This window comes from Streptacidiphilus sp. EB129, from assembly GCF_041262645.1.
In the GTDB taxonomy this organism is placed as follows: Bacteria; Actinomycetota; Actinomycetes; order Streptomycetales; family Streptomycetaceae; genus Streptacidiphilus.
On record NZ_JBGCCS010000012.1, the window covers coordinates 101109 to 121707 of the forward strand.

Below are 20599 nucleotides of genomic sequence, written 5' to 3' on the forward strand. Positions count from 1 at the left end.
GTTGCGTGCGGGCGATGGTGGTGGATGCAATGTCCGGCATGGTCACCCAGACGCGCCCGCCACGGCGAGATGAGTTGAGCGCTTGCCACCGGGCCTTGCCACTCTACGATCCGCGTGACCTGCAGCCGCATCGTCATACAGGAGAGGCCGACGCATGATCACGCCACCATCGTCACCTGGGGCGGGGCAGACTGACAGATCATCCGTCCAGATCGGCGCTCTCGTTCCGCTGACCCGGCCTGGCTGGGTCGAGGCGGGCCGTCACTTGCTCGCTGGACTTGAGCTGGCCGTTCGCGACGTCAATGAAGCCGGTGGGATCGTCGGAAGACCACTCGAACTGGTGGTCCGCGACACCGCGGCTGATCCGCAGCGGGCCGCGGCGGCCGTCGATGAACTGGCTCACCTGGGTGTTGCCGCCCTGGCGGGGGAGTACCACAGCGTCGTCGCTCGCGCCGCTGCCGCCAGGGCAGACGCTCTCGGCCTGCCGTTCCTCTGCTCGTCGGCGGTTCTCGACGCGCTGACCGAACAGCCGACGGAATGGGTCGCGCGCCTCGCCCCGGCGCAGTCCCACGGCTGGCAGATCTATGCAGACTTCCTCCTCGGCGCGGGTCACAGCCGAATCGCCGTGGCAACCGAGTCGAGCGTCTACTGGGCTTCCGGGGCCCGCATTCTGCGGGACCGTCTCGCTCCACGCGGCGGCACCGTCGTCGAACTCGACCTGCGTGCGCTCGCCCCCACGGCCGTGTGCGACGAACTCGTCGACAGTCGCGTGACAGCCCTCCTGCTGCTGGCCGGCTCCCCGGAGCCGGCAGTGTCGATCGTCAAGGCCGTCCGCGGCGACCGGCGCCTCGCCGAGATCATGATCGGTGCTCCGGCCGGGCAACCGGAGTTCACCGAATGGGCGCGGTTGCTGGGCGACGACGGCGCCGCGATCCCGTTCCTGCGCTACCTGCCCGAGCGCCTCAGCCCCCTCGGTGCACGCGTCGGGACCGCCCTCCGCGAGCGGCTGGCCGAAGCGCCCTCCTTCGTCGCCTTCGAGGGCTACGACACGGTCGCCGTCCTTGCCGATGTGCTGCGTTCTCACGGCCCGGACCGGGCGCGCACCGCCGGGTCGTGGCCGCGCGTCGCAGTCGAAGGCACCCGCGGGCTGATCCGGTTCTCCCGCAGGCCAGGCATCAGCGTGTGGCAATGGGCCTGGACGCCTGTCCAAGTTGTTGATCGAGATCCGGCGGACCCCGATCGCTTTCGGATCCTCCACACCGGCTGACAGAACCCGGAGGCCCGATGCGGGTGCTCCCTTCTCGGCGCGGGGTCAGACGGTGGTGCGCAGGACGAGCTTGCCGCGGGTGCGGCCGGCCTCGCCGCGCCTGTGTGCCTCGGCGGCCTGCTCCAGCGGGAAGACCTCCTCGACCTCGACCACGACGTCCCCGGCGTCGATGAGGTCGGCGATGCGCGCCAGCGCCGGGCCGTCCGGCTCCACCAGGAACGGGGAGACCCGGACCCCGCGGGCCTTGGCGGCGTCCGCCAGTTCGGGGGAGACCCCGCCCGGGATGGCGACGAGCAGGCCGCCCGGGTGCAGCACCTCGAGCGAGCGCAGGCTGGTCCTGTCATGGGCGTCGCCGACCAGGTCGATGACGACGTCGACGTCCTGGACCGCATCCTCGAAGCGGACCGCGGTGTAGTCGATGAGCTCGTCGGCGCCGATCTCCCGGAGCCAGGCGTGGCGGCCGCTGCTGGCGGTGGCGATGACCTGCGCGCCGAGGTGCTTGGCGAACTGGACCGCGAGGTGGCCGACACCGCCGGCGGCGGCGTGGACCAGCACGCGCTGTCCGGCGCGCACGTCGGCGGTGTCCACCAGGGCCTGCCAGGCGGTCAGCGCCGCGAGCGGCACGGCGGCGGCCTGCTCATGGCTCGCGGTGGCGGGCTTGCGGGCGAACTGCCGGGCGGGAGCAGTGACGTACTCGGCGTAGCCGCCGGCCGCGCGGGGGAACCACGGCATCCCGTACACCTCGTCGCCCGCGCTGAGGGTGGTCACGCCGAAGCCGACGGACTCGACCACGCCGGAGACGTCCCAGCCCAGGACGAAGGGCGGCTCGCCCAGCACCCCGGACATGCCGGTCCCGCGCCGCGTCTTCCAGTCCACCGGGTTCACGCCGGCGGCGTGCACCCGCACCAGCACCTCCGTCGGCAGGGGCTCGGGCCGGGGCACCTCCTCCACCCGCAGCACCTCCGGGCCACCGAAGCCGTACTGGACCACTGCTCGCATCATCTTGTTGTCTGCGGACATACGTCATCTCCCGGGTTCACATCGCGCGGAAGACCGTTGGTGGCCTCCCTGCTGACGAGAACGAACCTATGCCCGGAGCTGTGGTTACCTGCAAGGGGAACTACTTCCTTTTGGAAAGTAACCAGGTGATCGTGGAGAACGCGGTGCTGCTTCGTCGGGTTGGGTTCCAGGCCGCGACACAACTGATCGGAGGGTCGGGTGCGTTGGTCACTGCGTTCCGTCGCCCGACTCGTTCCGACGGTGGGCCGCATAGCCGGCGGCGATCTTGACGGACAGCGGCAGGTCGCCGACGAATGAAGCTCCTCAGGGAGCGTGACCGAAACCTCGCTGGGTTGCTCGGTCCGTCGTGGCGGGGACGGTGTTGCTGCTCGTGCGTTCGATAGGGTCCTGCCATGATCCGATCGCCCGAGAACGGCCCCTCCCCGTCCCCCGTCACCGCGGACGACCTCGGCCTTGCCGTGCAGCTCGCGGTGGCAGTCCTTCGCAAGGCGCCCCCAGCGGCTTGGAAGGGCATGGCCGGTTCGCTGGAATGGGACTGCTGGGAGACGGTCGAGCACCTCAGCGACGATCTCTTTGCGTATGCCGCGCAACTGGGGCCCAGGACACCGCCGTTGGATGGTGAGGTGCCCTTCGTGTGGGAGCGGCGGCGGCCCGGCGGCCCGGCGAACGCCGTTCACGCGGACCGGGCCGCGGGGCCCGCGGGCCTGTTGCAGGTGCTGGAGGCGTGCGGTGCGCTGCTGGTTGCCATGGTGCGTACGACGCCTCCGGAGGCCCGCGCGTACCACGGCTTCGGAATCTCGGACCCCGAGGGCTTCGCCGCGATGGGGGTCGTGGAGACTCTGGTGCACATGCACGACCTGGCGCAAGGGCTCGGGCTCGCCTGGAGTCCGCCTGCCGATCTGTGCTCGCGGGTGCTCGCCCGGCTGTTTCCCAACGCGCCGAGTGCCACGGATCCGTGGCCCACCCTGTTGTGGGCGACCGGACGCGCCGAACTGCCCGGACACCCTCGTCTCACCACATGGCGCTGGGACGGCAGGCCGCGTATGACCGAGAGTTCCATTCCCGGCTGACGATCACCTACCGCGACGGCGCTCCCTGAGATCCGTCTCAGGCGCTTCCGGCGAGCAGTTGACGGCCGTGGGAGAAGAAGTCGGCCACGCCGCGTACGGCGCCGAGATCGCGGATCGTGCGCGCGGCGCCGAACGGGGCGTTCCAGAACTCCCCCTGCTGCACGGCGTGCGGGCCGACGTAGGCGTACGGCTCCGGCTGGAAGTCGTCGCCCGGCGAGACACCGTAGTTGGCCGCGTCGACGGTTACGCCGATGTCGAAGTGCTCGGGCCAGATGACCGGGTCGCTGCCGGGGAACGTCCCGCGCAGCGCCGCATCGCCGATGGCGAAGCAGCGGGCCAGCCACTCGGCGGCGGCCGGATCGACGTCGATGACCTCCTCGCTGCCGACGCCCGCCCCCTCCTGGTAGAGCCCGGCCGGAGCGCCGACCGCGACCCCGACCTCCGCCGCCAGTACGGCACAGGTGGTGCGTACCAGCGGCAGGTACCGTCCGGCTGCCACCAACTCGGCGCCGACCACCCGAAGCCACGGCTCAGAACGGGTGGCGAAGCCGCCCGGGCAGGCCTCCAACCTGATCGTGCCGCTGGTCCGGTACTGCGGGCCGGCCAGCAACGTCTCCGCCACCGCGTGCAGGGCCCGGCGCGTACGTACAACGGTCTGGGAATCCATGGGCCCCATCCTCGCCGACCACCACATCCACGCCACAGCGGCGCGCCGGGGAGCCGCGTAGTCCATATGCTGATCACAACAGGCCCGCCGCACCGGCTGGTGGATGGCCGGAGTCCGCGACCCCGAGAGCGTCGCCGAACACTCCTGGCGCACCTCCCTGATCGCCTCCGTCATCGCCCAGCTCGAAGGCGCCGACCCTGCCAAGGCGGCCCTGCTTGCGGTATGGCACGACTCGCAGGAATCGCGCACCGGCGACGTCAACTACCTCGGCCACAAGTACTCCGGCCAAGCCGACGCCCTCCTGGCCACCGACTCCCTCGACTGGCTCCGCACCGCCCTCGGAGAGACCCCACCGCCCAGTAAGCCGCCGCCGTCAGCCCGCATCGCCATCACCGTCGCCGTCACCGTGACACTCTCCCTTCCTCATGATCCGCTGGGGGCAGGTCAAATGTTCGCAACTTGACGTGCTGCCAGCGCGCGGCGCCGTCAACATGCTGCCCATGACGATGGACGAGGCCGCGCCGAAGGAGTGCTTTGTCTGCGCAAAGCATCAGGGGACGACGTTGATGCCCGGAGGGCCGGTCTGGGTCGACGAACTCGTGGTTGTCTCTCATCTGTCGCCGCGTGCTCCTGGGGCTCCCGGCGAGGTCTACCTGGGTCACCTGTTCGTGGAACCCCGACGGCATGCTCCGGGCCTGCCTGATCTCGCGGATGCGGAGGCGCAGAGCGTGGGCCGGTGGTGCGCCCGGGCTGCTCGGGCACTTCGCCAGGTAGCCGGTGCCGAGCACGTTTACGCGGCAGTCATCGGGGACAGCGTTCCCCACCTGCACGTTCACCTGTTGCCCCGGTATCCCGGGACCCCGCGCGAGTACTGGTGGGACCGGGTCGACGAATGGCCCGGAGCGCCGCGCGGCGGCGAGGCAGAGGCGGCCTCCCTGGTTGAGCAGTTGAGGGCGTCGGCGCACTGAACTGGCCGCCGCACCCGGCCGCCGATGAGCGCCGATCCCGCCTTCGCGCAACCGGGTGGGCGTACGCGGCCGGGAAGCGGCCACGGGCGTGGCGGGTGTCCGCCGGACGGAGGACCGGGCGAGTGTCCTGCCGGGTCCGGTCGGGTCCGTCCGCACATAGTGCGGGCATGACACGCACCAGAGCGGCCCTGGCCCTCGCCACCGCCATCGTGATCGCGACAAGCCTTTCGGCCACCGCGGGGGCTGCCGCCGGGCCGGGCGCCCGCCACCTCCCGCACGGCTGCGTCAGCTCCCCGGAGCCGCACTCCGGGCCGGCCAGGCAGGTGCTCGACATCGCCCAGCAGGGCAAAACGCGGTACGGCCTCAACTCGGTCATCCTCAAGGTCACCGTCGGTGGCCGCGAACTCGTCACCTCCGCGCTCGGCGAGTCCATGACGGGCGTACCGGCCGAGCCGGACATGCACTTCCGGGCCGGTTCGGTGGGCATCGCCTACATGGGCACGGTGCTGCTGCAACTGGTGGACGAGCATGTGGTGCGTCTCGACGACCCGATCTCGCGCTGGCTGCCAGAGGTGCCGCACGCCGACCGGATCACCCTGCGGATGCTCGGCGCCAGTACCTCGGGCCTGCACGACTACGTCACCGACCCGGCCTTCCTGACCGAGCTGGAGGCCCACCCGTTCCGCCACTGGACCGACCAGGACGTGCTCGCCTACCCCTTCAGCCACCACCTCTGGTACAAGCCAGGCACCAACTGGAGCTACTCGCACGGCAACTTCGTGCTGCTCGGCGAGGCGCTGGAGCGGATCACCCACACCCCGCTGGACCAGCTGCTCCAGCAGCGCGTGATGGGCCCGCTCGGGCTGCACAACACGCGGAACGACTTCACGCCCCAGATCCCGGAGCCGGTGCTGCACGCCTTCACGTCCGACCGCACCATCTACGAGGAGTCCACCTACTGGAACCCCTCGTGGACGACCGCGCGCGGCGCGGTGATCACCACCGACATCTGCGACCTGGCCCGCTCGGCGCAAGCCATCGGTACCGGCGAACTGCTCTCGTCGAGCGGCTTCCGGACCCAGCTCGACCCGGGCACTGTCGGCCTCGGCGGACCCACCAAGAAGTGCCCGTCCACGGTGTGCCTGCACAACACCGAGGCGCTGCACTATGGCTTCACCGTCCTGGTGGAGAACGGCTGGATCATCCAGAACCCGTCCTTCGCCGGGTATGCGGCGATCCAGGCCTACCTGCCGAGCAAGCGGCTGGCCATCGCCGTCTCCACCACCAAGGGTCCCGGCTCGCCCGACGTCAACACGGCCGAGGTGATCGCCTCGCAGATCGCCGCCGCGTTCGCGCCGGACCATCCGATCCCCGCCCCCACCATCGTCCTGTGACCGGAGCTGATGACTGCAGCTGCTGACCGGAGCTGATGACTGATCACCGACCTGGGGGCCCGGGCGGCTTGAACCTCAGGTCCGCGGGCGTGGGCCCGGGTGGGTGAAACGCGGGGTCGGAGCGTGGCCGCCGGCCACGGCCGAGGTACACGTGCCATGTCGCGCCGCAGCTGCGGCGCGGCCACGACAGAGCGATGAGGGCATGGCCGGGACACGGCCGGAACGGTGGATGCATGGACGTGACCGCTCGACCCTGGCGCCGCTGGGCCACCGCCGTCACGGCGGCGCTGGCCCTCGCGCTCACGACGGGCGCGGCGCCGTCGTCCGCGACCGGGACGGGGGACGACCTCGGGCCCGAGATCACCGCGATCATGCACAAGGCCCCCTACGTGCACTCCCAGTGGGGCCTGCTGGAGCTGGACGACCAGGGCAACGTCGTCCACTCCGACTTCCCGGACCAGTTCTTCCTCCCCGGCTCGACCGCCAAGCTGTTCGCCGTCTCCGGCGCCTGGCACGCGCTCGGCGGCGACCACCGGTTCACCACGCCCGTGCAGGCGCTCGGCACGCGCCGGGGATCCGTACTGACCGGCGCGCTGTCCCTGGTCGCCCAGGGCGACCTCACCATGGGCGGACGCACCAAGCCGGACGGGTCGGTGGACTACGTCCCGATCGACCACACCTACGCCAACGACGCCCCGGGCGCCACGCTGACCCCGGAGAACCCGCTCGCGGGGCTGGACCAGATCGCGCGTCAGGTCCGCGCCGCGGGGATCACCGAGGTGAGGGGGAACGTCGTCGTCGACGCCCGGCTCTTCACCACCTTCCCGCCACTCGATCCCGCCCCCAATCCGCTGATCATCAACGACAACCTCATCGACCTGCTGACCACCGCGACCACGCCGGGACACCAGGCCAAGCTGAGCTGGCGTCCGCAGGTCGCGCCGTACCAGGTCACCTCCAGCGTGCAGACCGTCGCCGCGGGCGGGACGTCCGCCATCACCGTGACGGCGTCCCCCGACGGCACCCGGATCCACCTGTCCGGCACGATCGCCGCCGGCTCCCAGCCGGAGCTGCGCGTCTCGTCCGTCCAGGACCCGGAGTCCTTCGGCCGCACCGCGCTGATCGAGGCGCTGGCCCGGGCCGGGGTCAGCGTCACCGCGGCGCCGACCGGCGCCAACCCCGTCTCGCTGCTGCCGGGTTCCTACACGGGCACGCCGCGCGTGGCCGCGTACGTCTCCCCGCAGTTCTGGCAGTACGCGCGGTTGATCTTCAAGGTCAGCCACAACCTCGGCGCCAACCTCACCGTCTGCCTGATGGCGGTGACGGCCCACAGCCACCAGTGCGGGGACGGCTTCCCGGTGCTGCACTCCTTCCTGGTGCAGGCCGGGATCGACCCCACCCAGGTCAACCTGCTCGACGGCCGCGGCGGTGACCCGAACGACCGCGTCACGCCGCGCGTGGAGAACGAGATTCTGCGGTACTGGGCGCACACCCCCGACGCGGCACGGTTCCGCAAGGCCCAGCCGCTGATGGGCGTGGACGGCCTGCTGGCCTTCGTCTGCCCGAGCAGCTCCGACTGCCCCGGCAAGGGCAAGGTCTGGGCCAAGACCGGCACCGTCGCCGGCGAGGACGCGGTCAACCAGCGCATCGCCGAGGGTGCCCTCAGTATCGGCGGCTACCTGGAGGTCCGTGGCGGGCGGTTCTACACCTTCTACCTGGTCATGAACGGAGCCTCGGTCCCGGACATCCAGGGCGTCATCGACGGCGGCGACGACCTGGCCCGCATCGCCGGCCTCCTCCAGGTCCAGGCCGCGGAGGACGCCACCGCGCACTGATCGCCCGCGGCGACGGCTCGCACCACCATTCCCTCAGGACGGCATGACCCTCCGGCACTCAGGTCATCGTCGGCATCTCGCCGACGGTGGTGCCCGGGTCGATCACCACGAACGCGGCACCCTGCTGGTCGCTGAGCTCGGCGAAGCGGCCGAAGGGGCTGTCCATGGGCCCGTCGTGGACCTGCCCGCCCAGCTTCGTCGCCCTGTCGACGGCCTCGTCGCAGTTGTCGACCGCGAAGTAGACCCGGATCCGGGCGGGCGCCTGCGTTCCCTGTACGGTGCCCGTGCTCATCCGGCCGAGGACCGGGTGCTCGGGGCCGCCCAGGTTGAAGGCCCGGTAGTCCATGCCGGTCGCGGGGTCCTCACCCGTCTCCATCCGCTGGGAGCCGTACGGGAAGACCTTGGTCAGGAACGCGTCGGCCTTGCCGGGGTCCGGGGTGACCAGTTCCGCCCAGCAGTACGAGCCCGTCTCGCCGACCTTCTCGAAGCCCTGGTGGTCGCCCGGCTGCCAGACGGCGAAGAGCGCCCCGCTGGGCTCCCTGGCGATGACCATGGAACCGAAGGTGCCCACCTGCATGGGCCCCATCACCAGCTCCCCGCCGGCTGCCTTGATCTTCTCCGCGGTGGCGGCCGCGTCGGGGGAGGCGAAGTAGAGGGTCCACTGCGAGACGGGCTCCTCACCGCCGGGCATCGGCGGCACGATGGCCGCGACCGCCTTCCCGTCGCGGTAGGCCAGGGTGTAGTCGCCGAACTCGCTGGCGGCGTCGCCGAACGTCCAGCCCAGCACCTCGCCGTAGAAGGTCTTGGCGCCCCCCACGTCCTTGAACATCGCGTCCGCCCAGCAGGGGGCGCCTTCCGGGAATTCGGTCATGATCGACTCTCTTCCGCTATGTCCTGGATGGTCTGCTTTCCTCCCACTGTAGGAACGGCGACCCGCGGGCTCCACTCGTTGACATCGCCCGGAGGTTCCGCCCGGCCCCCCAGCGGTCTCGTCACGGGCCGGGCGGGCCTGGATCCTCCCTGGTGGGGACGTGGGTGACCTGCCCTATGCTGACTCGGTGAGTAGCGAACCGGTTCCGTCCGAGGGCACCGCCGTTGAGTTGATGCGGGCCATGACGCGGCTGCGCGCGCGGCTGCGCACCGAGGCTCCGCTGGACGACCTGCCGTGGAACTGGTCGCACCTGACCACCCTGGGCAGGCTCGTGAACGACGGTCCGGCGACCGCGAGCGAGCTCGCCCAGGCAGAGCATGTGCGCCGGCAGTCGATGGCGGAAACGCTGGCCGCCCTGCGCGGCGGCGGTCTGGTCACCACCACCAGGGACCCGAACGACGGGCGCAAGAGCCTGGTCAGCGCCACGCCGGCGGGGCGGGTGCTGGTCGAGCGGATCCCCGCGGCGCGGGAGGCCTGGCTGTCCGGCGCGATCTCGGCGACGCTGGGCTCGGAGGAGCGCACGACGCTCCACAGGGCCGCCGAGATCATGAACCGGCTGGCGGACTCCGAGCTCTAGCGATGGGCCAACCGGCGGTGGGTCAGCCGGCGCCGGGCCCGGGGCACCTGGCGGTGGGTCGGCTGACGGCAGGTCATCGGCCCGTGGGCGTGCTGAGCCTGGTGAGCTCCGCAGCGGTGACGACATCGGCCTGGCGCGGGAAGACCTTCTCCATGAGGACCCGGTGGACCTCCGGGTCCGGGTCGGCGGTGGCGTCCGACAGCACGAACAGGCGGTAGTCGTCGTCGGCCGCCTGCCGCAGGGTCGTCAGGACCACGCCGCTGGTGGAGAGTCCGGCGAGCACCAGGGTGTCCACGCCCCGCTGGCGCAGCCCGGCGCGCAGGTCGGTGTCGCTCGCGAAGGCACCGAACCGGACCTTGCGTACGGTCAGGTCCTGCTCCTGGACGTCCAGGGACTCGTGCACCGCCGTCGCGGGGGAGCCCTCCGCGAGGTATCCGGTCGCTGCGACCTGGGCGAAGGTCTTGTTGTGGGCGGGTATGGCGGCGACGTCCGCATCGGCGAGCGCGACGCGGACGAACACGACGTGCGCGCCGTGGGCGCGAGCCCAGGCCAGCGCCTCGCCGGCGCGGGCCAGCACGCCCTCGGGATCGGGGACGGCGCCCAGCACGACCGGCTGGAAGTCCATCAGCAGCAGGGCGGTGCGGGCCGGGTCGATGGCGGCGGTGTCGGCGGTGGTGGTCATGTCGGTGGTCATCTCTCTGGTTCGGCTTTCTCTCGGGAATTCGCTGGTGGGGCGGGTACCGCGCCGCGGCCCCGGGACGGGGCCGGGTCGGTGCGGCGTCAGTTCGCCGACCGCCGGTCGGCCTTGGCCAGTCGGCGATCGAAGACGGTCATGACGAGGACCAGGACGGCGATCACGACCAGCACCCAGGCGATGTGGTGCAGGCCGCTGTCGTCCACGCGGGTGTGGAAGGCGGTGCCGGTGATCGCCGCCGAGGCGATCGAGCCGACATAGCCGAAGGTGCGCAGCAGCCCGGAGGCGGTGCCGACGGCGTCAGCGGGGGCCTCCTGGTAGAGGACGGTCTGGTTGGCGACCGTCCCCGCGCCGGAGGTCAGGCCGAACACCGCACTCACCGCGATCACCGCGGCCATCGGAGTGCCGCCGCCGAGGAAGAGTGCGGCCACCGCGCCGACGAGCAGCAGCACCGCGCAGGCGATCAGCGGCGTTCGCACGCCCACCCGTCGCGACACCACCCGGGCGGTCACGGCGGTCAGCACGCCCATCGGCAGCAGTGCCAGTCCTGCCTGGTAGGCGGACAGCCCCCGGGATGCCTCCAGCCACTGGGTGAGCCCGTAGAGGATCACATACGTGCCCAGCAGTGTCAGGCCGTTGCGCAGGTAGGTACGGGTCAGAGCTCCGTTGGCGGCAAGCAGCCGGACGTCCAGGAAGGGATGCGTGGCGCGCAGCTCCCAGCCGACCAGCGCCACGGCGAGGACGAGGGCGGCGGCGAGCGGGGGCCACTGCAGGTGCGGCAGGGCGTTGAGGAAGACCACCACGGCGGTGAGCGAGCCGCCGAACAGCAGCATGCCCGGCAGGTCGAGGCGGGCGGCCAGGGTCCGGGGGGAATCGGGACGTGCGGAGCCGGTGTCCGGCGCGATCCCCACCAGTGCCAGGACCAGGGCCAGCGTCGCGGCCGGGATGTTGATCCAGAAGGCGGTCTGCCAGCCGAGCCAGCCGACCAGCAGCCCGCCGACGGCGGGGCCGACGGCGACGGTGGCGGCTCCGCTGATCGCCAGACCTCCGAGGACCTCGCGCGGCGGGGCCACCCGGCCGGCGCGCTCGGCGCGGCGGCGTATCAGCAGCATCGCCGTCGGGTAGCCCGTCGAGGTGCCTGCCCCGATCAGCACTCTGGCGACGATCAGCATCGGCAGGGTGTGGGCCAGCGAGCCGACGATCCCGGCCACGAGCACCAGCACGATGCCGGTGAGGAAGACCCGTCTCGGCCCGAACACCTCCGCGAGGCGCCCGGCAGCGGGCTGGGCCAGTGCGCTGGTGAGGTAGAGGCTGGAGATCAGGATCGCGGTGCCGCCGACGGTGATGTGCATCGCCGCTGCGATGGAGACCAGCGCCGTCGCGATGATCGAGCTGTTGATCGGGTTGAGCGCGGCTCCCAGGTAGAGCGGCGCCACGAAGCGCGGGCCGAAGGGGCTGCCCGCCGGGGCGCCCGCCCCGGATGCTGCCTGTCGCGGAGCGCTGGTGTGGTCGGCAAGGGACACGGCAGGGCTCCTTTCTCCGGGGTCTCGTCGGTGGGGCAGGCCTGCTGCGGAGATCCCGGCAGAGAGGCAAGATATGCAGGCTGCCTGTCAAATATTAGCAGGCTGCCTGCCTAGTTGTGAACGTGAGGGTTCAACTCGTGGAAGTCATGATCGGCGGGGCGGGATCGCCCTCGGGGTCGCGGTGGCCGTGGACCGCTGCGGCGTCACCGGGCGGCATGTTGATCACCGGTGCGATGCCTGCGCCGCTGCGGAACGCCGCGCGCAGAGCCTCCCTGGCCTGCGGTCAGACGGCGTCCTGCAGGGCGCGGCGCAGCTGCTCCACGCTCGGCGCGCCCTGGGCGCGGCCGTCCTGCCCCCGGTAGAGGCGGCAGGAGACGCTCGGCTCGGCGCCGGGTTCGGCGAACGGGTCCACGCCGTCCACAAGGATGGTGGGAGAGCCGGTCATGCCCCACCGCGCTGCTTCGTCCGGAGTGGTGACCTCCACGAACTCGACCGTGGCGGGGTGGCCGGTGAGTGCGGCGTCGATGCGCTCGCGGACCACCGGAGCGTTCGGGCAGTCGTGGACGGTCAGCACGGTGATCCGGCGGTGGTCGGTGCCGGAGGCCGGCCGGCAATCCGCATGGCGACACTGACCGCCGGCCCCTTGCGGGCTGTCGCCCGGTGGACCGTGGAACCCGTGCTGCCTCACCACTGATGTGCCGCGAAGTCGACGGGCCGCGGCCGTAGTTGACGCGTATGGGCGGTCAGCGCACGCAACTGCTCGGCCATCTCCTCGGGTGCCAGCTGCTTGCGGTCACCGTGCCCCGGCAGCACCCACTCGAAGTGCAGCAGGGGCGCGGTGCGCGCCAGCGAGGCGGCCAACTCCTCGATGGAGTACCAGGTGACGTGCTCCGCGACGGCCAGTGCGTTCCTGGTGCGTGACCAGTAGATGCTGTCGCCGCTGAAGCAGTACCGCTGGTCGGCGACGAAGAGGACACTCCCCTCGGTGTGGCCCCGGAGCGGGAACGCGATCACGCCGTCGGCGATCTCGGTGGGCTCGGTGCCGCGCAGCACGCGGTCGGCGTCGGGCGCGGCGGCCAGGTCGCCCTCGTGGATCCACAGCCGGGCGCCGAAGCGGTCCGCATAGCGGCGCCCGTGCGCGACGTGGTCCCGGTGGGTGAGCAGGACATCGGTCACCCGCCCCAACGCCTCGTAGCGGGCCGCGAGTTCGCCGGCCCAGCGAGGGGTGTCGACCATCATCAGGGTGCCGGACGGCCGCCGGAGCAGGTAGGAGTTGGCGGCGGCGGTGTGCGGGGAGTTGTGGCCGCAGATCAGCACGGTGTCGTCGAGTGCCAGCGGGAACGGGTCCGCCGCACTGTCGAGCGGGCCGGCCGGCCGGCGGATCGAGCGGGTGTGGCAGGCGAACGCGGCGGCGTTGAGCTGCGCGAGGTCGGCGGCGTCACGCGGCTGGCGAACGATCTCGGAACGCCCGCCGACCTCCTCGATCAGCCCGGGCGCGAGCTGGCGCGCCACATCGCAGTTGGTGCATCGGTCGTCCACATACCAGTCGTCCATGGCAGTCCCCCGGAGGTTTTGGTGTGCGTGGGTGACGGGCCCGACGGGCCTCGTACTCCAGAAGTAACCCGAGCCATGGGGAAAGAGGAAGGGGATCAGATCTTGTGCTTCGGCGGGGGTGCTGCTCTCTGCGGGGGCGCGCGTTGGCTGCCGGATCGCTCAGCCGACGCTGCCTGCGTGCGATGGTGAGGCGGCGGCGGTGCGCCAGCGGCCGGGGGATGTGCCGTGGTGGCGTTTGAAGGCGGCGGCGAAGGAGAACTCCGACGCGTATCCCAGCGAGCGCGCGACCGCGGCCAGGCCGGCGGCGCCGTCGCGCAGTTGCTCGCGGGCCAGCGCCATCCGCCAGTCGGTGACGTACGTGAGCGGGGGCACACCGAGCAGCGCGGTGAACCGGCGCGCGAAGGTCGCGCGCGACAGCGACGCCTCGGCGGCCAGGTCGGCGAGCGTCCAGGCGCGTGCCGGGGTCGCGTGCACGGCGCGCAGCGAGGCCCCGACCGCGGGGTCGTCCATGGCGCTGAACCAGGCGGGCGCGGCCTGCACATCGGTGGCGAGCTGCTGCCGCAGCGCCTGCACCAGGATCACGTCGAGCAGGCTGTCCAGCAGGGCCTGCTGCCCCGGCGCGTCGCCCAGGAGCTCGCCGGCGAACAGGTCCAGGCTCGCGCGCAGGCTCGATCCGGCGCGCGAGCGCACCACGGTGAGGTCCGGCAGTCCGGCGAGCAGGCCCGTGCACAGGGTGCCCTCGAAGGTGTAGGCGCCGCAGAAGAAGGTGGTCGGCTCGCCGGATCCCGTGCCGAACACCATCCGCCGCGCGCCGCCCGGCGGGCCGGAGGAGGGAAGGCCCAGGAACGGGATCACGTCGGCGCCCGGTACGTGGGCCATGAAGTGCTCGGCCGGCCCGCGGACCAGGACGATGTCGCCGGACAGCACGTGCCGGGACCGGCCGGTGTCGTCGGTCCACGCGAAGGCCTCGCCGCCGAGGATGCCGTGGATCGCGAGCTTGGAGCCGGCCGGGAACCGGACCCCCCACGCGCCGTGCGCCGTCGAGTGCGAGAACGCCGCGCCGCGGGCACGCGAGCGCTGCAGCAGATCGGTGAGTACGTCCATGCCATGAGACGCTCGCATATTTCTTCGCGCGAATCCAGCATGGATCAGGCCTCTCCGTGGGGGTTTCCTGGTGGAGAGGAACAGGAACCTTCGAAGGGAGGGGCGAGATGCCCCAGGCAGTGCGGTTCGACGAGTACGGCGACATCGACGTGCTGGAGGTCCGGGACGTGCCGCGGCCGCAACTCGCTGCGGACGAGGTGCTGGTGCGGGTGCGGGCCGCCGGGATCAACCCCGGCGAGAACGCGATCCGGAGCGGCGCGCTGCACGAGCTGTGGCCGGCGACGTTCCCGTCCGGTCAGGGCAGCGACCTCGCCGGGGTCGTGGAGGAGACCGGCTCCGGGGTGCGGACCTGGTCGGTCGGCGACGAGGTGATCGGATGGGTGGACACCCGCGCCAGCCACGCCGAACTGGTCGCCGCGCCGGCCGGCAATCTCGTGCCGCGTGACCCCGGCGTGCCGTGGCAGGTCGGCGGCGCGCTGTTCGTCGCCGGCACCACCGCGTACGCGAACGTGCGCGCCGTCGGGGCCGGTGCGGGTGACACGATCGTGGTCTCCGGCGCCGCGGGCGGGGTGGGTTCGCTGACGGTGCAGTTGCTGCGCCTGGCCGGGGCCACCGTGGTCGGGCTGGCCGGTGAGTCCCACCACGCCTGGCTGCGGGACCACGGGGTGATCCCGGTGGCCTACGGCGAGGGCGTGCTCGACCGGATCCGGGCGGCCGCGCCCGAAGGTGTCGACGCGTTCGTCGACACCTTCGGCGACGGCTACGTCGACCTGGCCCTCGAACTCGGCGTCGCCAGGGACCGGATCAACACGATCATCGACTTCGCCAGGGCGGCCCGTACCGGAGTCAGGAGCGAGGGCATGAGCGGCTCGGCCAACGCCGGGGTGCTGGCCGAGCTCGTCAAGCTGGTGGCGGCCGGTGACCTCGACGTCCCGATCGCCGCGGGCTACCCGCTCACCGAGGTCCGCGCCGCCTACCACGACCTGATGCGCCGTCACACCCGGGGCAAGATCGTGCTCATGCCGTAGCCCACCGCCGCAGCGGTGGCCGCAGCCGTGTCCCCAGCGGCCGCACCGGCCCCGCCGGCACGCTCACGACGTGGAACCGGACCCCTGGATATCGACGGACCCGCCCAGCGGGATGCGGGCGTAGTCCGTCCCGCCCTTCGTGTCCAGCCACCAGTCGAAGGAGTCAAGACCGACATCGTTGAAGTGGGCGTCGTGGATGGGGAACGCGCGCGCCGGGCCGACCGCGCGGACGAACCCGATGGCCTCCCCCAGCTTCGTCCACGGGCCGGAGACCGGGACCAACAGGGTGTCCACCGCTTCGGCGGGGACGAAATACGAGTCCCCGGGATGGTAGACACCGTCGACAATGAAGCCGATGTTCGGGCAGCCGGGCAGACCGTCGATGATCTCGGCGTGCTCGCCGCCGACGGCGCGCACGGTGAATCCGCCCGCGGTGAAGGTCTCACCCGCGGCGACGGCAGTCACGCCGTCGCCGAGGGTGGCGGCCAGGGCCGCATGGGTGTGGATGGTCAGCGCAGGGTTGCTGTCCCGGGCCGCCTTGAGTTTGTCGATGTCGATGTGATCCTCGTGCTCATGGGTGATGAGCACCGCGGTGGCACCGGACAGTGATTCCCCCTCGGACAGGGTCCCCGGGTCGATCACGAGTACTCGGTCGCCATCTTCGAGGCGAACGCAGGCGTGGCCGTACTTTGTCAGACGCATCTGATCAACCTACCGGCAGGCGCGGAGCGGGAGCCATGCTGCGACGACGATTGCGCCGGTTACTCCAGTAGCCCGCGCCGGATCGCCTCGGCGACCGCCGCGGCGCGGTCGGAGACGCCGAGCTTCGCGTAGAGGTGCTGGACGTGGCTCTTGACCGTGCTGGGGGAGAGGAAGAGCGCGGCGGCGGCCTCCGGGACGCTCCTGCCCTGGGCGAACAGCTCCAGCACCTCGTGCTCGCGCGCGGAGAGCACCGGGCCGTCCAGTTCCCGGCGGGCCCGGATTTCGGCGGCCAGTCCGTCGGTCAGATGCGGGGGGACGACGGACCGGCCGGCAGCGGCCTGGGCGACGGCGTCGACGATCTCGTCGCGCGACGAGTCCTTGAGCAGATAGCCCGCCGCACCCTCCTGGAGCGCCTTGAACACCAGCCCGCTGTCCTCGAAGGCGCTGAGCAGCACCACCCGCGTCGGCAGTTCGTCGCGGACGACCGCGTGCACGACCGCGATGCCGTCCAGGTCGGGCATCTTGTAGTCGACCAGGGCGACGTCCGGGGAGTGTTCGCGGATGGCGGCCAGCGCGGTGCGGCCGGTCTCGGCCTCGGCGACGACCTCCACCCGGCCGCTCAGGGTCAGCGAGCGCCGGACGCCCTCCCGGTACAGCGGGTGGTCGTCCGCCACCACGACACGGATCGGTCGGTCCTGCTGGGGTGTCCGGCTCATGGCGCTCACCGTGCCGTCGTCTCGGGCTCGCCCGGCGGTGGATCGCGCCGCCCGTCCCGGCCCCGCCATCGTATGCCGGGCCGTACGAGGCCGCCTACGCGGAACCGTCCGCCCCGTCCGCTCCGGGATCTCGCGTCGAGTCCACCAACGACGCGTCGGCTGGTGGGAGCGGGAGGGTGACGGTGGCCGCGGTGCCGTGTGGGCGGTTGGGGCCGAGGACCAGCGTGCCGCCCGCTTCCTCCACCCGGATGCGCTGGGCGGACAGTCCGATGTGCCCGTGGGTGACGCGGGCGCGCCGACCGCCGTCCGCGTCGTCGCCCGGCATGCCGACACCGTCGTCGCGGACCTCAAGGACCGCGGAGTCGCCACCGAGCGACAGCGCCACCTCCACGCGCCGGGCCCGAGCGTGCTTGACGACGTTGGCCAGCAGCTCCCGCCCGCACCGGTAGAGGACCCGGTCCGCCCGGTGGCCCGCTGACACCGCGTCGCTGCGGAACGCCAGGGTGAAGCCGCCGCGCTGGGCGGCGCGCTCGGCCAGGTCGCGCAACGCGGGTGACACTCCGGCCTGCTCCAGGGAGGCGGGGTGCAGCTCGGTCACCGAGGAGCGCAGTTCCCGCGCGGCCTCGCGCAGTGCCTGGTCGGCGCGGTCGAGAGCGCCGTCGGTCGTGGCCTCCGCGACCGGATCCGGTGGCAGGCCGTGTGCCGGCGCCGCAGCGGGCACGGCCCGGCCGGTACCGGCCGGGCCGGGCTCGCGCTCCAGCCGGCCGAGGTGGCGGGCCTCGTCGAGGTCCAGCCGCGCCGCCAGCACGTTCTGCAGCGGACCGTCGTGCAGCGCCTCGGCGAGATCCCGGCGCTCCTCGTCCACGGCGGCCACCGTGCGGGCCAGCAACTGCCCGCGCTGGCGGGCCAGCTCCGTGATCATCTGCACGCGGGACTGCTGGATCCGCGACAGCACCACGCCCGCCACGCTGAGCGTGGCCAGCACCAGCCCGTGCGTCAGCGTGTAGTGCAGGTCGGGGGAGGCGTGCAGGTGGCCGATGCCGGAAGCAGCGGTGTAGGTGACCGTCGCGGCCGTACCCGCAACGGCGGTGACCAGCGGGCTCAGCTGGAACGAGGCCAGCAGGGGCACGAACACGAAGGCGTCCGCGCTGAACGGCGTGGACCAGTTCGGGTCGGTGAAGGCCCCGGCAACGGCAAGGATCACCGCCAGGAACGGCAGGTCGACCAGCGGCACCGCCCAGACCAGCCGCTGCGGCCCGTGCTCCCGCCGCGAGGCCACGATCATCAGGGCGCTCCACACCCCGTAGAGCAGGGTCAGCGCGAGCGTCAGCCCGCCGTCGTCGCGAGGGTGGATCAGCAGGATGTCCGCGAGCGCGACCAGGAACACGCACGCCCGCAGCGCCGCCTGGACCCGGACCGCGCGGCGCTGGTGCGCCCGCAGGATCTCGCCGACCGCATGCTTGTCGGCCGCGTCGGGGAGCCCGGGGAAGTCCGGAAGCCGGCGCAGGGGCGCGATGACGCCCGGCAGCCGCGTGCGGGCGGCCTTGCCGGTCGGTTCACCTGGATCTGCCGGGCCTGCCTGGGTGCTGCGGTTCGGTGCCATCGTCGCTCCCGGAGTGCCGTGGGGGTGTGCCGTCGAGCCCTCCGCAGCTTTCAGTCTCGCACCGGGCCGGTCCGCCTGTCGGGCCCGCCGGGCCGGTCGCCTCTGCCCGTGGGTTCGGGCCGCTCACGGAGCGCGGTGGGCGTGAGCCCTGGGTTCATCCTCCCGACCGGCCGATCGGTTGACCCTGCCGCCCCCGGTTGCCGCCGACAGTGGAAAGCGCAGGTCAGCAGACTTGTTCGGGCCGAATGATCCACCTGGCCCGGGAGAGCGAAGCACACTCTTTGGAGAAGACAATGAAGTCGATTCTGGTCACCGGAGCAGTCCTGGCCCTGGGTTCCCTCGCGTTGACCGCCCCGGCCTGGGCGGACTCCGCGGGCTCGACGGGCGGTACCGTCAGCGTCACCTCCGCGGCGGACGCCGGCGGTGCGATCCAGGGTGGCAGCAACGTCGCCATCAGCGGGACCTGCCCGGATGACGCCGTCACGCTGAGCGGCATATCCTCGCCGTTCTTCGCCGGGGGAGCGGCGGCGATCGGCGCGTCCAACCCGCAGGCGTTCACCGCCACGGCGACGGTGCTGCCCGACATCCCGTCGGGGTCGGGCTCGGTGACGGTGTCCTGCGTCAACGGCTCCGGCGCGAGCGAGACGGTGCCGGGCAGCTACACGGTCAGTGCCCCGGTCACGCCGGTCACGCCGGTGACCCCGGTTACCCCCGTCACGCCGGTCACTCCGGTCGCCCCGCTCCAGCCCGTCGCCCCGGTCAAGCCGGTTGCACCCCTGGCGCCGGTGTCGCCTGCCCACGCGGTGGCGCCCCTCACCCCGGCTCACCCGGCCGCGCCGGTGACGCCCGCCCATCGGGTGGCGCCGGTGGCGCCGGTGGCACCCGTGCACCCGGTGGCCCCGGTGGCCCCGGTCACGCCGCCCACTCACCCGGTCGTGCCGGTGGCCCCGACGCATGCGGCCGCCCCCGTCCAGGCGCGCTCCTCCCTGCCGGTGTCGCATCAGGCCGCGTCCGCCGGGCACGTCACGGCCGCAGCGTCGGAGACCGGTGCGGCACATGCGGGTGGCTCCAACGAGAACACCGTGCTCCTGGCCGTCGGTGCGGGCCTGCTCGCGGGTGCCGGAATCATCGGCGGCAGCGTGGCCAAGAAGCGGCTGGGTGCCAAGCGGTGACGACCCATCAGTGACCGGACCGGTCGCCCCCACCACGGGTTGCTCCGGCTCCATGGCCCTTCCGGCGCGGACGAGCCCCGGACCTCCAGGTCCGGGACCCACCCGCGCCGGGCCGGCTGGTCCCGGCCCCGCTCAGCCGAATGGTCGGGATGCAGGGTCGGGAGCACCGCTGTACCCCGCGCGCTACGAGGTGTGCAGGCCTTCCAGGAGGGCGGTCAGATAGCGGTGGGCGGCGTCGGAGCGGGCGGCCGGGGTGTCGCTGTGGACGGTGGCGGCATGGGCGATCCCGCACATCAGCGGGACCAGGTCGTCGGGGGTCAGATCGGCGCGTACGGCACCGGCGTCGCGGGCCTGGTCGAGCAGCCTGGCGCCGACCGACCACAGGGTCTGCTTCAGCTCGGTGGTGCGCGGCAGCGAATCCGTGGGCGCGGCGGTGACGGTGGCCAGTGAAGCGTCGGTGACCTGAGCTTCGATGGTGCCGGCCAGGAAGCCGGAGAACGCGCGCCAGGCGTCGTCGTCGGCCAGCGCCCGCTCGCCGTGCGCGGTGAGTGCCTCCAGACAGGGGGTGGCGACGGTCTCCAGCAGCGCCTCGGCGGTGGGGAAGTGGCGGTAGACCGTGCCGACGCCCAGTCCGGCGCGGCGGGCGACGTCGTTGAGCTGCAGGGGTTCGCCGTCGTCCACGAGGTCGCGGGCCACGGCGACGATCCGTTCCCAGTTGCGGGCGGCGTCCTTGCGCAGGGGAGCAGGCGTCATGGGAGTCAGCCTAACTGGATA

20 protein-coding genes and 1 pseudogene are annotated in these 20599 nt (G+C 72.2%); 9 read left to right on the top strand and 12 right to left on the bottom strand.

Features of this window, described 5'->3' with window-relative positions:
* Window positions 1-154 precede the first annotated feature (154 nt).
* A complete protein-coding gene (locus tag ABH925_RS17155) occupies window positions 155-1267 on the top strand; it encodes an ABC transporter substrate-binding protein (protein WP_370148790.1) in 1113 nt (370 codons plus the stop codon).
* 45 nt (window positions 1268-1312) lie between these two features.
* Here ABH925_RS17155 and ABH925_RS17160 read toward each other — a convergent pair whose 3' ends face one another.
* Complete coding sequence (locus ABH925_RS17160; RefSeq protein ID WP_370148792.1) at window positions 1313-2287, bottom strand: NADP-dependent oxidoreductase; 975 nt, start codon at window positions 2285-2287, stop codon at window positions 1313-1315.
* Window positions 2288-2679: 392 nt separating this feature from the next.
* On the opposite strand from ABH925_RS17160, the gene ABH925_RS17165 reads away from it, so the two are divergent.
* A complete protein-coding gene (locus ABH925_RS17165) occupies window positions 2680-3357 on the top strand; it encodes a hypothetical protein (protein WP_370148794.1) in 678 nt (225 codons plus the stop codon).
* A gap of 37 nt (window positions 3358-3394) precedes the next feature.
* Here the strand turns inward: ABH925_RS17165 and ABH925_RS17170 are convergent, their stop codons facing one another.
* Window positions 3395-4024, bottom strand: a complete 630-nt coding sequence (locus ABH925_RS17170) for a hypothetical protein (protein ID WP_370148796.1) — start codon at window positions 4022-4024, stop codon at window positions 3395-3397.
* A 76-nt stretch (window positions 4025-4100) separates the two neighbouring features.
* Here ABH925_RS17170 and ABH925_RS17175 point away from each other — a divergent pair.
* From ABH925_RS17175 to dacB, 4 genes and pseudogenes are all read left to right on the top strand, one after another.
* Window positions 4101-4337: pseudogene (locus ABH925_RS17175) on the top strand (HD domain-containing protein); the annotation flags it as partial.
* Window positions 4338-4524: 187 nt separating this feature from the next.
* Window positions 4525-4992, top strand: coding sequence for an HIT family protein (locus ABH925_RS17180; protein WP_370148797.1), 468 nt, complete (start codon window positions 4525-4527; stop codon window positions 4990-4992).
* A 167-nt stretch (window positions 4993-5159) separates the two neighbouring features.
* Entirely contained in the window at window positions 5160-6386 is a 1227-nt protein-coding gene (locus tag ABH925_RS17185) for a serine hydrolase domain-containing protein (RefSeq protein ID WP_370148799.1), read from the top strand.
* A gap of 233 nt (window positions 6387-6619) precedes the next feature.
* Window positions 6620-8221, top strand: coding sequence for a D-alanyl-D-alanine carboxypeptidase/D-alanyl-D-alanine-endopeptidase (gene dacB / locus ABH925_RS17190; protein WP_370148800.1), 1602 nt, complete (start codon window positions 6620-6622; stop codon window positions 8219-8221).
* Between the two features lie 58 nt (window positions 8222-8279).
* On the opposite strand, the gene ABH925_RS17195 is transcribed toward dacB, so the two are convergent.
* Window positions 8280-9092, bottom strand: a complete 813-nt coding sequence (locus ABH925_RS17195; protein ID WP_370148801.1) for a VOC family protein — start codon at window positions 9090-9092, stop codon at window positions 8280-8282.
* Between the two features lie 187 nt (window positions 9093-9279).
* On the opposite strand from ABH925_RS17195, the gene ABH925_RS17200 reads away from it, so the two are divergent.
* Window positions 9280-9729, top strand: coding sequence for a MarR family winged helix-turn-helix transcriptional regulator (locus tag ABH925_RS17200; protein ID WP_370148804.1), 450 nt, complete (start codon window positions 9280-9282; stop codon window positions 9727-9729).
* A gap of 73 nt (window positions 9730-9802) precedes the next feature.
* Here the strand turns inward: ABH925_RS17200 and ABH925_RS17205 are convergent, their stop codons facing one another.
* From ABH925_RS17205 to ABH925_RS17225, 5 genes are all read right to left on the bottom strand, one after another.
* Window positions 9803-10423: a cysteine hydrolase family protein gene (locus tag ABH925_RS17205; RefSeq protein ID WP_370148806.1), complete on the bottom strand. Its 621-nt coding sequence runs from the start codon at window positions 10421-10423 to the stop codon at window positions 9803-9805.
* An 86-nt stretch (window positions 10424-10509) separates the two neighbouring features.
* Entirely contained in the window at window positions 10510-11946 is a 1437-nt protein-coding gene (locus ABH925_RS17210; RefSeq protein WP_370148808.1) for an MFS transporter, read from the bottom strand.
* Between the two features lie 283 nt (window positions 11947-12229).
* The gene (locus tag ABH925_RS17215; protein WP_370148809.1) at window positions 12230-12520 is read right to left on the bottom strand and encodes a hypothetical protein; all 291 of its coding nucleotides are present in this window, start codon (window positions 12518-12520) and stop codon (window positions 12230-12232) included.
* Window positions 12521-12630: 110 nt separating this feature from the next.
* On the bottom strand, window positions 12631-13500 hold the full coding sequence (locus ABH925_RS17220) for an MBL fold metallo-hydrolase (protein WP_370148811.1): 870 nt from the start codon (window positions 13498-13500) through the stop codon (window positions 12631-12633).
* Window positions 13501-13659: 159 nt separating this feature from the next.
* Entirely contained in the window at window positions 13660-14604 is a 945-nt protein-coding gene (locus ABH925_RS17225; protein WP_370148812.1) for an AraC family transcriptional regulator, read from the bottom strand.
* A gap of 107 nt (window positions 14605-14711) precedes the next feature.
* Between ABH925_RS17225 and ABH925_RS17230 the strand changes: the two genes are divergently transcribed.
* The gene (locus ABH925_RS17230; protein WP_370148813.1) at window positions 14712-15632 is read left to right on the top strand and encodes an NADP-dependent oxidoreductase; all 921 of its coding nucleotides are present in this window, start codon (window positions 14712-14714) and stop codon (window positions 15630-15632) included.
* 63 nt (window positions 15633-15695) lie between these two features.
* On the opposite strand, the gene ABH925_RS17235 is transcribed toward ABH925_RS17230, so the two are convergent.
* The 3 genes from ABH925_RS17235 to ABH925_RS17245 form a co-directional block, all read right to left on the bottom strand.
* Window positions 15696-16334, bottom strand: a complete 639-nt coding sequence (locus ABH925_RS17235) for an MBL fold metallo-hydrolase (RefSeq protein ID WP_370148814.1) — start codon at window positions 16332-16334, stop codon at window positions 15696-15698.
* Between the two features lie 59 nt (window positions 16335-16393).
* Entirely contained in the window at window positions 16394-17050 is a 657-nt protein-coding gene (locus ABH925_RS17240; RefSeq protein WP_370148817.1) for a response regulator, read from the bottom strand.
* A gap of 94 nt (window positions 17051-17144) precedes the next feature.
* On the bottom strand, window positions 17145-18653 hold the full coding sequence (locus ABH925_RS17245; protein WP_370148818.1) for a sensor histidine kinase: 1509 nt from the start codon (window positions 18651-18653) through the stop codon (window positions 17145-17147).
* 293 nt (window positions 18654-18946) lie between these two features.
* Between ABH925_RS17245 and ABH925_RS17250 the strand changes: the two genes are divergently transcribed.
* The gene (locus tag ABH925_RS17250; RefSeq protein WP_370148819.1) at window positions 18947-19825 is read left to right on the top strand and encodes a hypothetical protein; all 879 of its coding nucleotides are present in this window, start codon (window positions 18947-18949) and stop codon (window positions 19823-19825) included.
* 183 nt (window positions 19826-20008) lie between these two features.
* On the opposite strand, the gene ABH925_RS17255 is transcribed toward ABH925_RS17250, so the two are convergent.
* The gene (locus ABH925_RS17255) at window positions 20009-20578 is read right to left on the bottom strand and encodes a TetR/AcrR family transcriptional regulator (protein ID WP_370148820.1); all 570 of its coding nucleotides are present in this window, start codon (window positions 20576-20578) and stop codon (window positions 20009-20011) included.
* Window positions 20579-20599: the final 21 nt, after the last annotated feature.